The following is a 12,673-nucleotide window of genomic DNA, read 5'->3' as shown; positions in this document are numbered from 1 at the left end:
GAGGAATCGATGACCACAACCCGGCCGGCAGCACCGGCTCCCTTCACGACCGAGGACTACGCGGCACGGATGCGGCGCGTCCTGGCCGACGCCGTACGCGCGGGGCTCGACGGGCTCCTGATCACCCCCGGGCCGGACCTGGTCTGGCTCACCGGGTACCGCCCGACAGCGATCACAGAGCGACTGACGGCGCTTGTCCTGACTCCGGATCAGGAGCCGACCCTGGTGGTGCCGACCCTCGAACGACCGGACGCCGAAGCGGCTCCGGGCGCGCCGAGCCTGACGATCGTCGACTGGGCCGACGGAGACGACCCGTTCGCGAGAACCGCCGGCTACCTTCGCGAGACCGGAACTCTTGGCATCGCGGACTCGGCCTGGGCACTGCATCTGCTCGGCCTGCAGCAGGCGGTTCCCGGATCCTCGTACCGCTCCCTCACGCAGAGCCTGCCGATGCTCCGGGCGGTCAAGGACGCCAGCGAGCTGGCCCGGCTGGAGGCGGCCGGAGCCGCTGCGGATGCGACGTACGAGCGGATCCTGGAGGTGCGGTTCTCCGGCCGGAAGGAGACCGACGTCGCGGCCGATCTGGCCGGGCTGCTGCGGGAGTTCGGGCACGAACAGGTCGACTTCACCGTGGTCGGCTCGGGTCCCAACGGCGCCAATCCGCACCACGAGGCCGGCGACCGGACGATCGAGGCCGGCGACGCGGTGGTGCTCGACTTCGGCGGGCTGATGTACGGCTACGGATCGGACACCAGCCGCACCGTGTGCGTGGGCGAGCCGTCCGCCCGGATCCGCGAGGTGCACGAGATCGTGCGCCTGGCCCAGCAGGCCGGCGTCGAGGCGGTCCGGCCGGGCGTCGCGTGTCAGGAGGTCGATCGGGCGGCCAGGAAGGTGATCACGGAGGCCGGCTACGGCGAGCGGTTCATCCATCGCACCGGCCACGGTATCGGCACCACGACCCACGAACCGCCGTACATGATCGAGGGTGAGGAGCAGCCGCTGGTGCCCGGGATGTGCTTCTCCGTGGAGCCGGGCATCTACCTCGCCGGGGAGTTCGGGGTGCGGATCGAGGACATCGTGACCGTCACCGGGACCGGCGGGCGCCGACTCAACAACACCGGGCGCGACCTGCGCATCGTCCGGTAAGGCCATCGCAGGGCGGGTGTCCCGTGTACGTCATCCGGACAGGATGAGGACCAGCCGACCGCCCCCCTTCCAGACTGTGACGAGTGGCCTACCTACTGGGGCCTGGGGAGCGGAGGCTCTCATGAATGCACGAGCAACGCATCGAGGACGGTCATGAGCGCCGCGGACGTGCCGGCCGACGGCACCGAAGCTGCTGCCGCCGCGCGCTCGCGCGCCACCACCACCCAGTGGATCTCGTGGGTGGCGCTGGCGATGATGACGACGAGCTCGGTCGCCAGCCTCCGGGCGGCGCCGACGATGGCGGTGTACGGACTGGCCTGCGTCTTCTTGTACCTGCTCCCGGCCATCGTGTTCCTGCTGCCCACCTCGCTGGTTTCCGCGGAGTTGGCGTCGGGTTGGAACGGCGGGATCTACAAGTGGGTCTCGGAAGGCATCTCCAAGCCGGCAGGCTTCCTCGCGGTGTGGTGCCAGTTCGCGATGACGATCTTCTACTACCCGAGCCTGCTGGGGTTCGTGGCGAGCACCCTCGCGTATGTGTTCAACCCGGAGCTGGCCAGCAGCGGCGTCTGGACTGCGGCGGTCATCATCGTCGTCTACTGGTCGGGTGTCTGGGTCTCCTCCCGCGGTACCAAGGGCGTGGCCGGACTGGCCAGCGGGGGCCTGATCATCGGCACGCTGATCCCGGGCGTCGTCCTGGTGACCCTCGGCATCGTCTTCCTCGGCCAGGGCAACCCGTCGGCCGCGCCGATGACCGCCGACAACATCTTCCCCGCGTGGGCAGGGCTCTCGAGCCTCGTGCTGATCGTCAACAACTTCCTGTCGTACTCCGGCATGGAGATGAACGCCGTGCACGTGTCGTCGCTGCGGAAGCCTGCCAAGGAGTTCCCGCGGGCGATGTTCCTTGCCATGGGCATGGTGCTGGCGATCTTCATCCTGCCCGCGCTGGCGATCAGCTGGGTCGTACCGGCCGAGGAACTGTCCCTCACCGCCGGCGTGATGCAGGCCTTCGACGCCGTCTTCGCCAACTTCGGCTGGCAATGGCTGACCCCGATCGTCGGGATCATGCTGGTCACCGCCTCGCTTGGCGGCATGCTGACCTGGCTGGCCGGGCCGTCCAAGGGGCTGCTGCTCATCTCCCGGCAGGAGGGCTACCTCCCGCCGTTCCTGCAGCGCCTGAACAAGAACGGCGTCCAGCAGAACATCCTGGTCGTCCAGGGCCTGCTCACCACCGTGATCGGCCTCGCGTACGCGTTGATCCCGGACGTGTCGAGCGCCTACTGGATCTTCTCGGTGATCACCACGCAGGTGTATCTGATCATGTACCTGCTGATGTTCGTGGCCGCGATCCAGTTGCGCCGCAAGGATCCGGACCACGCACGCGGCTACCGGGCGCCGATGCTGTTCGGGTTGTGCGGCGTCGGCTTCGCGGCCTCGCTGGCCGCGTTGCTGGTCGGATTCATCCCGCCGTCGCAGTTCGAGTCCGGCAACTCCGGCGTGTACCTGCTGATCGTCGGCGGCGGCGCCCTCGGTCTCGGCCTGCTCGTACCTTTCCTGTTCTACCGCCTGCGCAAGCCCTCCTGGAGGCAGCCGGAATCGGAGGAGGTGACTCCGTCATGAGCACGTCCGCCGAGAATCAGCCCAGGCACGAGCGAACGTGGATCTATGTCACCGCCTGCGTCGTCCTCGGCGTGATGCTGATCGTGGGCCTGCTCACCTTCAGCTCCCACAGGCGAACGAACGAGGCCAACCAGAAAGCCGATCAGCTGATCGCAGCGCTTGCGGCCGCCGGGGCCCGAACCCCGGACAAGGACCAGATCGTGCGCGTGCTCGGGACCGACGGAGGCGCGACCTGCGAGAACCCGAACGACGCCCTGAGCCGCGCGGTGCTGTTCACCCAGCTCGCCAACGGCGCCGCGGGCCCGGGCGCCAGGCCGGTCATCGTCGACAGCCGGGTACTCAAGGGCCAGCTGCTCATCATCCAGATCTACTGCCCCAACGAGCTGAACGACTTCAAGAAGTTCGTCGAGGACCTCAAGACCGATGACGTGGCGGGGTACTGACATGGACGACCTGCGGCAGCGCATCACGGACCTGATGCCCAAGGCCCACGACGAACTTGCCGAGCTCGTCGCGCTGCGATCGGTGGCCGACCCACGCCAGTACCCCGCCGAGGAGTGCGAGCGCACCGCCCAGTGGGTGCTCGAGAGGTTCGCGGGCATCGGGTTCTCCGACGCCCGTCTCGAGCAGACCGCCGACGGCAGCATGGCGGTCGTCGGATCCAGGAAGTGTTCCCGGGCCGATGCCCCGACCGTGCTGCTGTACGCCCACTACGACGTCCAGCCGCCGCTCGACGACGCCGCCTGGCGCACTCCACCGTTCCAGCTGACCGAGGTCGACGGACGCTGGCACGGCCGCGGAGCCGCAGACTGCAAGGGCAACATCGTCATGCACCTGGCGGCCCTGCGCGCACTCGGGGAGGACGTCCCGGTCGACCTGAAGCTGGTGGTCGAAGGCTCCGAGGAGCAGGGCACCGGCGGCCTCGAGGCGTTCGTCCCCGAGCACGCGGACCTCCTCCGCGCCGACGCGATCCTCGTCTGCGACACCGGCAACGCCGCGGTCGGCCACCCGGCCGCCACCGTGAGTCTGCGCGGCATGGTCAACCTCGTCGTCACCGTCGAGGCCCTCTCCTCCGAGATCCACTCCGGCATGTTCGGCGGCCCCGCTCCCGACGCCCTCGCCGCACTGGTGGCGATGTTGTCCACACTGCGCGACGCGAAGGGGAACACCACGATCACCGGTCTGGACAACACCCGTACCTGGTCCGGCGCGCCGTACCCGACCGACCAGTTCACCGCGGACGCCGGCGTACTGGCAGGAGTCTCGCTGCTCGGGGACGGCAGCGTGTCCGACATGCTGTGGGCCCGGCCGGCGCTCACCATTCTCGGCATCGACTGCCCACCGGTCGTCGGCTCGGCTGCCGCCGTGGTCCCCAAGGCCGCGGCGCGGCTGAACCTGCGCATCCCGCCCGGCCTGTCACCCGAGACCGCCCAGCGGGCCCTCATCGAGCACCTGAAAGCCGCCGCCCCCTGGGGCGTGCACGTCACAGCCGACGTCGAGGCCGCCGGTGCTCCTTTCGAGGCGGCGACCGACGGCCCGGCGTACGGGGCGATGGCCAGGGCGATGCAGGAGGCGTACGGCCGGCCGATGACCAGTCTCGGACAGGGCGGCTCGATTCCCCTGTGCAACGTGTTCGAGGAGACCTACCCCGACGCCGAGCTGATCCTGATCGGTGTCGAGGAGCCCTTGGCCCTCATCCACGCGCCCAACGAGAGCGTGGACCCGACCGAGATCGAAGCCATGGCCTTGACCGAGGCACTGTTTCTCCGGCACTACGCCGCCATGAGCAGCTGAGCGTACGGCGCCTACATGCCGTCGGTACGGCGGTGCCGGAACGGGCCGACCATCCGTGGACCCGCGAGCCTGGTCTCGAGTCGACGCGCCTCGCGCTTGAGCGGCCGCGCGAGGTACTGACCGAGGATCACCCCGGCCGCGAGCGCGAGTGCCGTCGCGAGCGCGGAGGCCAGCTCGAGGACGCCGTCCTTGCCATCCGCGATGAGGGCGAGGCCCCGGTAGATGTCGAGTCCCGGCAGGAGCGGCACGATCGCAGGAACGACCACGACCAGCGGCGGCACCCGGAAACGGCCTGCCACGAGGTAACAGACCGCGCCGACGGTGACGGCAGCGACCGCCGAACCCCACGTCCGGCCGACCTCGGAGCTGTCGACCGCCAGCAGAACCCCTTGTCCGAGCGCCGCTACGAGGGCCACCGCCACCAGCGAGCGCGGTGGCGCGTACGACGCGAACGCGAAGGCCCCGGCGGCCAGTGCGGCGCCGAACACGGTGACCCCCACCTCCGCGAGGCCGGCCGCGCCGGGCGTGAAGGTGGTCAGGCCGACCCCGAGCAGGTCGCCGACCGTGAGCCCGGCAGCCACCCCGGCGATGATGCCCGCCGTATTCAGCACGGCATCGATCAAACGGGCGCTGGCCGTGACCGGGAAGCCGGTCAGTGCGTCCTGGGTGGCGCCCATGATGCCGACTCCCGCGAGGAGCATGACGATCCCCGCGGTGACAACGCGCGACGGATCCACATCGAGCTCCGTGACCGAGGCCGTGACCGCGATGAGCGTGGCCACGAGGCCGCCCGCTGCGTGCTGGTAGAACGTCGGGATGCGGTGCAGAGGCAGCAGCAACTGGGTTCCGTCGATCGCGCAGGCGGTCAGGAACGCGAGCAGGCACACGACCAGGCTGCCGCCCAGGGTGAGCGCAACACCGGTCCCCATCGCGCCCCAGCCGACGGTCACCGCCCACCGGTGCCGGTGGCGGCCGGTGGACACGATCCGGGCGACCTGGTCACGAGCCTCGCCGCGGTTGATGTCCCCGGCAACAAGGCTGTTCACTGTCTCGTCGACCTCGATCAGCTCCGCATAGTCGACCGGGCGCCAGGTCACCCGGCGTACCTGCAGGGCGGCGGGCACGTCACTCGCCGGTTGATGGCGCAGGCTCAGGTCCACGAACGTCACGTCCGCGCTCACGTGGCGCACACCGCAGGCCTCCGTCACGGCGAGCATGGCGGCCGTCACATCGGCGGCTCCCGCCCCGGACAACAGGAGAACCTCCCCGATCCGCAGCGCCAGGTCGAGCGCTTCGTAGACCTCTCCGCGTCGCTCCGTCATGTCCCTGTCCGATCACGACGTCCTCAATCACTCCACACCTGCTCGGCGCAGGACGGACGACACTTGTTGTGGCGCCATCGTCTGTGTCCCGGACCCCCGCGTCATCGTCCGGCGTGGGTGAGTGGCCGGGCGAATCATTCGTCGCGGGTGATTCGCACCGACCGAGCGGCAGCCACCATGGTGCGACGTCTGACCGAATGGCGGTCGGAGGACTTCAGGGGGATCCGATGGGCTGCCTGTTCGCGTTGATGGCCGGCGTGTTTCCGCGGCTCGGGGTGTTCATCGTCTGGGTCGCGCGGCCGGAGCGGGTCGACGCGGCGTTCAGCACCTGGTTGTGGCCGCTGCTCGGCATCATCTTCCTGCCGTTCACGACGCTGATCTACCTGTTCCTGTGGGCTCCCGGGGGCATCCACGGGTTCGACTGGTTCTGGATCGGCCTGGCCGCTCTGCTCGACCTCGGGCACTGGGCGGCGAGCGCGACGCAGCGCAACCAGATCCCGGGCCGGCAGGCGCGCCCGGCCTGATCCCGGAGACACCCAGAGATATCCAGAGGCGAGGTAGTCATGGCAGAGACGGCAACCGGCCCGAAGGCGGCGGACGTCCTGGTGATCTTCGGGATCACCGGCGACCTGGCCAAGGTGATGACGTTCCGCTCGCTGTACCAGCTGGAGGCGCGTGGTCTGCTGGACTGCCCGATCGTGGGGGTTGCGGCCGACGACTGGACCGTCGACCAGTTGATCGAGCGGGCCAGGACGTCGATCGAGGGGACCGGCGTCACGATCGACAAGGCCGTCTTCGACAGGTTCGCCGACCGGCTGTCGTACGTCGGCGGCGACTTCACCGACGCGCCGCTGTACGCGCGGGTGGGCGAGGCGATCAAGGGCGCCCAGACCCCGGTGTTCTACCTCGAGATCCCGCCGTTCCTGTTCGGCCGCGTGATCCGGGGACTGTCCGAGGCCGGGCTGACCACCGGGGCCCGGGTCGTGGTCGAGAAGCCGTTCGGTCACGATCAGCAGTCGGCCCGCGACCTGGCCGCCGAGCTGCACCAGTACCTCGACGAGCCGCAGCTGTTCCGGATCGACCACTACCTCGGGAAGATGGGGCTGGAGGAGATCCTGTACCTGCGGTTCGCGAACGCGGTGCTCGAGCCGCTGTGGAGCCGCAACTACCTGGACTGTGTCCAGATCACCATGGCGGAGAGTTTCGGCGTCGAGGACCGCGGCCATTTCTACGACCCGGTCGGCGCGCTGCGCGACGTCGTGGTCAACCACCTGATGCAGGTGGTCGCGGCGGCCGCGATGGAGCCGCCGTCGCGCGGCGATCCGAGCACGCTCAAGGACTCGCAGGTCATCTTGTTCCGCGCGGTGGAGGACGCCGATCCGGCCCACTACGTCCGCGGTCAGTACGACGGCTACCTCGGGATCGACGGGGTCGCGAAGGGTTCGGCCACCGAGACGTACGCCGCGCTCCGGCTCGACATCGAGAACTGGCGCTGGGCCGGCGTGCCGTTCTTCATCCGCACCGGGAAGCGGCTGCCGGCGACCCAGACCGAGCTCCGGCTGGTCTTCAAGCGCCCGCCGCGGCTGGGGTTCGGGCCGCGGGGACACATCGCCGAGCCGAACCAGTTGGTGATCAAGCTCGACCCGTCGACCGGCGTCCGGGTCCGGATCGACGCGCACCGTGCGGACATGGCACGGATCGCGCCGATCGACCTGGACACGGAGTTCGCCGCCGAGGGCGGTGAGGGCCCGACGCCGTACGAGGTGCTGCTGCACGCGGCGATGACCGGGCAGAGCACCCGGTTCACGCGCCAGGACGCCGTCGAGGAGCAGTGGCGGGTCATGCAACCGTTGCTCGACGCACCGACGCCGATCCACACGTATCAGCCCGGGACCTGGGGGCCGGCCGCGGCCGCCGAAGTACCGGCCGGGTACGGCGGCTGGCGGCACCCCTGGATCCCGAGCTGACGCACAGCTGTATCAGGCGAGGCGCTCCAGCAGGTGGTCACCGACGCGCAGGGCGTTCGCCATCGCGGTGAGCGCCGGATTCACCGCGCCGATGCTCGGGAAGAAGCTGGTGTCGACGACGTACAGGTTGTCGACCTCGTGCGCGCGGCAGTTGACGTCCAGCGCCGAGGTCTCCGGATCGTGCCCGAACCGGACCGTCCCGGCCTGGTGCGCGCAGCCTGCCACCGGGATGTCGTTCTTCATGTAGACGCTGCGCGGGATCAGGTGGCGCGGGTGCATGCCGAGCCGGCCCAGGTTCTTCTTGATCCGCCGGTACAGCTGAGTCATCGGCTCGGTGTTGTTCGGCGTGTAGCTCAGGACGACAGCGCCGTCCCGGTCGAGCGTCACCCGGTTGTCCTGATCGGGCAGGTCCTCGACCGACAGCCAGAAGTCGACGGCGTGCGCCGCGACGTCGCGCAGCGCGAACGTCGGCGCCAGGAGGGTCTCGACCGGCTTCTCCCCGCGGTACATCGGGGCCGACGACTTGCCGACCATCTGCAGGTTGCCCATCGGGTAGTCGAAGTCGGCGTCGCCGAAGTAGTAGTCGTTCAGACCGAGCGTCTTCTGGAACCGGGTGTCGTTCTTCTCGGCCGAGACCGCCAGGAAGGCCCGGCTGTTGTGGAACACGTAGTTGCGCCCGACCTGGTCGGACCCGTTCGCGAGCCCGTTCGGATGCCGGTCGCCGGCACTCGCGAGCAGGATCCGCGCCGAGTTCACGGCGCCGGCCGACAGCACGACGATGTCGCCGCTGAACCGTTGTTCGGCCCCCTCGACGTCGGCGACGACCGCGGTCACCGTGCGGCCGGTCGCGTCGGTCTCGAGGCGCCGTACGACGGCGTTGCGCAGCAGCGTCACGTTGTCGTGCTCGATCGCGGGCCGGACCGCGATGACGTCCGCGTCGGACTTCGCGTGCACGAGACACGGGAACCCGTCGCAGGTCGCGCAGCGCACGCAGGTGCTGAACGCGGGCCGGCTCTCGTCCAGCATCACGCCGCACGGCGCGTGGTACGGATGCAGCCCGACCGCGGCCATGTCGTCGAACAGCTTCTGGATCCGCGGCTCGTGCGACACCGGCGGGAACGGGTACGGCGCGGACGCGGGCGGGTCCGTCGGGTCCTCGCCCCGGACGCCGTGAACCTGGTAGAGCTGTTCGGCCTGCGTGTAGTACGGCTCCATCGTGTCGTAGGAGATCGGCCAGGCCGGCGAGACGCCGCCGTGGTGCTTGAGCTCACCGAAGTCCCGCTCGCGCAGCCGGTACAGCGCGGCGCCGTAGAACTTGGTCGCACCGCCGACGAAGTAGTGCACCTGGGGCTGGAACGGCTTGCCCTCGCTGTCGAACCACTGGTCCGGTGAGACGTAGCGGTTGTCCACGAAGACGGCCTCGGCGTCCCAGTTCTCGGCCTCCCGCAGGAGCCAGTCCCCCCGCTCCAGGATCAGGACCCGCCGTCCCGACGGCGCGAGCCGGTGTGCGAGAGTGCCGCCACCTGCTCCCGATCCCACGATGACGACGTCGTAGTGGTCGGACATGTCTGTTCTCCTCAGGCGTCGCGGGCGGTCGGGTCGCCTCGGTCCAGGACGATGTGCGGAACGTCGGCGGCCTCGTCGCCCCAGGCGATCCGCTCCGGCGTGGCGGACCACTCGACGGTCGCGGCGTGGTCACGGTCGAAGTAGTCCCAGGCCCAGGACAAGAACGCGTCGGTCCTGCTGTGCGCACCGCTGACCAGCATCGCGTGGACGCCGAGCCACGCCGCGAACGCGACCGGGCCCTCCACCTGGTGCCGATGCCGGCCGACCTCGGCGACGGCCGCGTTCCGGCCGATCATCGCCATGATGCCTTTGTCCTTGTAGTGGAACGGTTTGGCCTTGTCTCCGTGCAGTTCCCGCAGGATGTTGCCGGCGGCCCATGCGCCGGACTGCTGCGCGACCGAGCCCAGCTGCGGCAGGATCGTGCCGTCCTTGGCCGGGATGTTCGCGACGTCGCCGACCGCGTAGACGTGCGGGTGGCCGTCGACCGTGAGATCCGGAAGTACGTCGATGCGCCCGCCGCGGCCGGTCGGCAGCCCGGGCGCGTTCGCCACCACCGAGGCGGCCGACTCGCCGCCGCCCCAGATGACCGTCCGGGTGCGGATCGACGTCCCGTCGTCGAACTCGACGCGGTCGGCGTGCACCGCGGACACCCCGGTACCGAGCCTCGGCTCGGCGCCTTCCTTGGTGAGCCGCTCGTGCGCGTACTCGTGCGACTTCTCGGAGAACGCACCGAGCAACGTGTCACCGCGGTCGACCACGGTGACCTTGCCCGGCCGCGGGATCCGTTCGGTGGCCACCAGCGCGGCCATCAGCTCGGTGAGTGCCCCGGTGATCTCGACGCCGGTCGGGCCGCCGCCGACGACCACGATGTCGAGCTCGCTCTCGTCCGCGTTCGGCTCGGCGCCGGCCTGGACCAGGGACTGGACGTGGATCCGCAACCGCTCCGCGTCGGCGACCGAGTACAGGGCGAACGCGTGCTCGGCCGCGCCCGGAACCCCGAAGTACTCCGGCCGCGCGCCGGCCGCGATCACCAGGTGCGATCCGGTGATCGCGTCGCCGTCGGTCAACTTCAGCGTGAGGTTGCCGGCATCGATCTGCGCGACGTCGGCGGTGCGCACCTCGACCGTCGGATGCTCGCGGAAGATCGCCCGGTGCGGCCGGGCGATGTCCTCGGCCGGCAGTTGCGCCGTCGCGACCTGGTAGAGCAACGGCTGGAACTGGTGATAGTCGTTACGGTCGACCAGCGTGACCCGGACTCCCTCGTCCCCGAGGCGGTGCGCACACGCGACCCCGCCGAGCCCGCCCCCGAGTACGACGACGTGCGGGCTCTCCTGTCCCTGCGCGTTCACAGCGACAACTCCTCCCGGAAGTCCGCGAGGATGATCCGGCCGGCCGCTCCGATCAGCGCCAGGTGCGAGAACGCCTGCGGGAAGTTGCCCAGGTGCCGGGCCCGGTCCACCTCGAACTCCTCGGCGTACAGGCCGAGCTTCGACTCGATCCGGATCAGCCGCTCGAACTGGCTGCGGGCACGGTCGATCTCACCGATGACCGCCAGCGCGGACACCAGCCAGAACGAGCAGATCAGGAACGTGCCTTCCTTGCCGGACATGCCGTCGTCGGTCTCGTCGGTCCGGTAGCGCAGCACGAAGCCGTTCTCGGTCAGCTCGTTGTCGATCGCCTCGACGGTCGCCCGCATCCGCTCGTCGCTTCCCGGCAGGAAGCCGAACAGCGGGGCCAGCAGGGTCGAGGCATCCAGCGCGTCGGTGTCGTAGTGCTGGCGCAGGACACCGCGGTCGCTCACCCCGTGCTCGAGGATGTCGTCGCGGATCTCCTCGGCCGTCTTCGCCCACAGCTCGGCGAGGTCTTCGTCGTTGCGGATCCGGGCCAGCCGGGACGCACGATCCAGGGCCACCCAGCCCATCAGCTTGGACGAGACATAGTGCTGCGGATCTCCACGGGCCTCCCAGATGCCCTGGTCGGGATCGCGCCACGACGACATCGCACACTGGGCCTGCGACTCGACCAGGGGCCAGAGCCGGCGCGGCAGTCGCTTGCTCCGCACGGTGTGCAGCAGCACCGAGTCCAGCACCGCGCCGAACACGTCGTTCTGCCGTTGGTCGAACGCGCCGTTGCCGATCCGCACCGGGCTGGCGCCCTCGTAGCCGCTGAGGTCGTCACGGGTCGACTCGGCCAGGTCGCGGCGGCCGTCGATGCCGTACATGATCTGCAGCGCGCCGTCCGAGTTGGGCTCCAGGTCGGCCACGAACTGCATGAACTCGTTGGCCTCCCAGTCCAGGTTCAGGTAGTGCAGCGCCTGCAAGGTGAACGTCGTGTCGCGGATCCAGGTGTAGCGGTAGTCCCAGTTGCGTTCGCCGCCCGGCGTCTCCGGCAGCGAGGTGGTCAGTGCGGCGATCGTGGCTCCGGTCGGCATGTAGGTCAGGCCCTTGATGGTCAGTGCCGACCGCTCCAGCGGATGCCGGTACCGGTGGTCGGGGATCCGGGCCCGGGCCAGCCAGTTGCGCCAGAACCGGATCGTCGCGGCGATGCGTGCCTCCGCGTCGGCGAGGTCGGCCGGTGACGCCAGACCGTCGGCCCAGGACAGCGCGCAGTACGCCTTCTCCCCCTTGGAGATGACGTGCCGGGCCCGGGCGGAGCCCCCCTCGATCCCGATCAGCATGTCGGTGCTCAGCCGGAACGTCCGGCCGGCGCCGGACGCGTCCGCGGTGTGCGCGTCGTCGCCGACCATCGCCCATTCGGCCGGGACGCGCCCGTAGTCGAAGGCCGGTTCGCAGACGAGCTCGATCTCGACCGATCCCTCGAGGCACTCGACGGTTCTGATCAGGACGTGCTCGGCGTCGTCGTCGGCCGGCGGGCGGGTGTGCGGGGTCACCGTGTCCGGGCCCTGTGACGGGCCCATCGTCAAGGCGTCGTGGACGAGCAGCCAGCCGGCCGGGGTGTGCCACGTGGTCGTCATCACGTTCGTGCCCGGCACGTACGTCCGGGCGGTCGGCTGGTTGATCCCGTACGGACCGAACCGGAAGGACCCGGCCCCGCGGTCCAGCAGGTTGCCGAACACGCTCGGTGCGTCGAACGACGGCAGACAGAGCCAGTCGACCGATCCGTCCGGAGCTACCAGGGCACCGGTGTGGCAGTTCGACAGAAAGGCGTAATCGGCGATCGGCGGGAACGGCGACGAAGTCATGGCGGGAGCTCCTTCACAGTCGTGACACGCGACGTCACGGGACTGCCTCCACGATCTGC

General features: G+C 69.7%; 10 protein-coding genes. 6 read left to right on the top strand and 4 right to left on the bottom strand.

Going from position 1 to position 12,673, the window contains the following annotated elements; translation table 11 throughout:
- Positions 1-9 precede the first annotated feature (9 nt).
- From AB0L64_RS20225 to AB0L64_RS20210, 4 genes are all read left to right on the top strand, one after another.
- Positions 10-1,146 (top strand): Xaa-Pro peptidase family protein, encoded by a 1,137-nt coding sequence (locus AB0L64_RS20225; RefSeq protein ID WP_363712086.1) that lies wholly within the window; start codon positions 10-12, stop codon positions 1,144-1,146.
- 153 nt (positions 1,147-1,299) lie between these two features.
- The gene (locus AB0L64_RS20220) at positions 1,300-2,763 is read left to right on the top strand and encodes an APC family permease (RefSeq protein WP_363712084.1); all 1,464 of its coding nucleotides are present in this window, start codon (positions 1,300-1,302) and stop codon (positions 2,761-2,763) included.
- A complete protein-coding gene (locus tag AB0L64_RS20215; protein ID WP_363712082.1) occupies positions 2,760-3,206 on the top strand; it encodes a hypothetical protein in 447 nt (148 codons plus the stop codon). Before AB0L64_RS20220 ends, AB0L64_RS20215 begins: the two co-directional genes overlap by 4 nt.
- A 1-nt stretch (position 3,207) precedes the next feature.
- Positions 3,208-4,557, top strand: coding sequence for a dipeptidase (locus AB0L64_RS20210; RefSeq protein ID WP_363712080.1), 1,350 nt, complete (start codon positions 3,208-3,210; stop codon positions 4,555-4,557).
- A gap of 11 nt (positions 4,558-4,568) precedes the next feature.
- Here the strand turns inward: AB0L64_RS20210 and AB0L64_RS20205 are convergent, their stop codons facing one another.
- A complete protein-coding gene (locus tag AB0L64_RS20205) occupies positions 4,569-5,879 on the bottom strand; it encodes a threonine/serine exporter family protein (RefSeq protein WP_363712079.1) in 1,311 nt (436 codons plus the stop codon).
- A gap of 227 nt (positions 5,880-6,106) precedes the next feature.
- Between AB0L64_RS20205 and AB0L64_RS20200 the strand changes: the two genes are divergently transcribed.
- Both AB0L64_RS20200 and zwf read left to right on the top strand, forming a co-directional pair.
- Positions 6,107-6,403 (top strand): hypothetical protein, encoded by a 297-nt coding sequence (locus AB0L64_RS20200; RefSeq protein ID WP_355689551.1) that lies wholly within the window; start codon positions 6,107-6,109, stop codon positions 6,401-6,403.
- 39 nt (positions 6,404-6,442) lie between these two features.
- Positions 6,443-7,846 (top strand): glucose-6-phosphate dehydrogenase, encoded by a 1,404-nt coding sequence (gene zwf / locus AB0L64_RS20195; protein ID WP_363712077.1) that lies wholly within the window; start codon positions 6,443-6,445, stop codon positions 7,844-7,846.
- 12 nt (positions 7,847-7,858) lie between these two features.
- On the opposite strand, the gene AB0L64_RS20190 is transcribed toward zwf, so the two are convergent.
- Genes AB0L64_RS20190 through AB0L64_RS20180 form a run of 3 tightly spaced genes read right to left on the bottom strand, consistent with a single transcriptional unit; the run spans position 7,859 to position 12,614 of the window.
- Positions 7,859-9,412: a GMC family oxidoreductase gene (locus AB0L64_RS20190; protein WP_363712075.1), complete on the bottom strand. Its 1,554-nt coding sequence runs from the start codon at positions 9,410-9,412 to the stop codon at positions 7,859-7,861.
- A gap of 11 nt (positions 9,413-9,423) precedes the next feature.
- A complete protein-coding gene (locus tag AB0L64_RS20185; RefSeq protein WP_363712073.1) occupies positions 9,424-10,761 on the bottom strand; it encodes an NAD(P)/FAD-dependent oxidoreductase in 1,338 nt (445 codons plus the stop codon).
- Entirely contained in the window at positions 10,758-12,614 is a 1,857-nt protein-coding gene (locus AB0L64_RS20180) for a glycoside hydrolase family 15 protein (RefSeq protein WP_363712072.1), read from the bottom strand. Before AB0L64_RS20180 ends, AB0L64_RS20185 begins: the two co-directional genes overlap by 4 nt.
- Positions 12,615-12,673 lie beyond the last annotated feature (59 nt).

Source organism: Kribbella sp. NPDC051936 (assembly GCF_040680955.1).
In the GTDB taxonomy this organism is placed as follows: domain Bacteria; phylum Actinomycetota; class Actinomycetes; order Propionibacteriales; family Kribbellaceae; genus Kribbella.
This window is presented reverse-complemented; position numbering and strand designations above follow the sequence as displayed.

Excerpts from the sequence above, each read along its gene's own strand:
- AB0L64_RS20200 (WP_355689551.1), top strand. The coding sequence starts at position 6,107 with ATGGGCTGCCTGTTCGCGTTGATGGCCGGCGTGTTTCCGCGGCTCGGG.
- AB0L64_RS20210 (WP_363712080.1), top strand. The coding sequence starts at position 3,208 with ATGGACGACCTGCGGCAGCGCATCACGGACCTGATGCCCAAGGCCCAC.
- AB0L64_RS20190 (WP_363712075.1), bottom strand. The coding sequence starts at position 9,412 with ATGTCCGACCACTACGACGTCGTCATCGTGGGATCGGGAGCAGGTGGC.
- zwf (WP_363712077.1), top strand. The coding sequence starts at position 6,443 with ATGGCAGAGACGGCAACCGGCCCGAAGGCGGCGGACGTCCTGGTGATC.
- AB0L64_RS20205 (WP_363712079.1), bottom strand. The coding sequence starts at position 5,879 with ATGACGGAGCGACGCGGAGAGGTCTACGAAGCGCTCGACCTGGCGCTG.
- AB0L64_RS20180 (WP_363712072.1), bottom strand. The coding sequence starts at position 12,614 with ATGACTTCGTCGCCGTTCCCGCCGATCGCCGATTACGCCTTTCTGTCG.
- AB0L64_RS20225 (WP_363712086.1), top strand. The coding sequence starts at position 10 with ATGACCACAACCCGGCCGGCAGCACCGGCTCCCTTCACGACCGAGGAC.
- AB0L64_RS20220 (WP_363712084.1), top strand. The coding sequence starts at position 1,300 with ATGAGCGCCGCGGACGTGCCGGCCGACGGCACCGAAGCTGCTGCCGCC.
- AB0L64_RS20215 (WP_363712082.1), top strand. The coding sequence starts at position 2,760 with ATGAGCACGTCCGCCGAGAATCAGCCCAGGCACGAGCGAACGTGGATC.